This window comes from Candidatus Hydrogenedentota bacterium, from assembly GCA_016791475.1.
GTDB lineage: Bacteria > Hydrogenedentota > Hydrogenedentia > Hydrogenedentales > JAEUWI01 > JAEUWI01.
Genome location: JAEUWI010000217.1, coordinates 1 through 731 on the forward strand (window position 1 = coordinate 1; position 731 = coordinate 731).

Annotated in this window: 1 protein-coding gene; it reads right to left on the minus strand. The window is 70.3% G+C overall.

The window, feature by feature from the left end; all coding sequences use genetic code 11:
- Nucleotides 1-34: 34 nt before the first annotated feature.
- Nucleotides 35-731: sigma-54-dependent Fis family transcriptional regulator (locus JNK74_28800; protein MBL7650182.1), on the minus strand; the 697-nt coding region annotated here is incomplete at its 5' end.

Consider the following 731-nt stretch of genomic DNA (forward strand, 5'->3'; position numbering starts at 1 on the left):
CCCACCGCTATCCAGGAAAGCCCCACCGCGGGACTCAGAGTTCCGGCAGTCCGGAGGCTCGATACTCTTCCAGCTTGCGGTACAGCGTCTTCCGGTCGAGGCCGAGGACCTCGGCGGCTTTGGACTTGTTGCCGCCGACCTCGCGGAGGACCTGGAGGATGTAGAGGCGTTCCAACTGGGCCAGATCGAGCCGCTCCTGGCTGGCACGGGCCAATGCCGGGCCGGCGCTGCTGGCGCCCCGGATCCGGGCGGGCAGGTCGTCGACGGTGATCTCGTCACCCTCGGCCAGGGTGGCGGCTCCGAGTACGGCGTTGCGGAGTTCCCGGACGTTGCCGGGCCACGGATAGCTGACGAGCGCGGCGGCGGCCTCCCGGGTCAATCGGGTGGGGGTCGCCGCCTCGGTCGGGTGGCGGCGAAGGAAGTGCTCGACCAGCCCCGGGATGTCCCCGGTCCGCTCGCGAAGCGGCGGGACCTGCGCGCTCAGGACGTTGAGCCGCCAGAAGAGATCGTCGCGGAACCGGCCCGCCTTGACCTCGCTCTCCAAGTCTCGATGGGTGGCGGCGACGACCCGAACGTCGACCGGGCGCGACTCGGTGGCCCCGACGCGACGCACCTCCGACTGCTCGAGCACTCGAAGCAGCTTCGGCTGGAGCGCCAGGGGAAGTTCCGCGAGTTCGTCGAGGAGAATGGTCCCGCCATCGGCCACCTGGAACAAACCGTCGCGGGTCCGG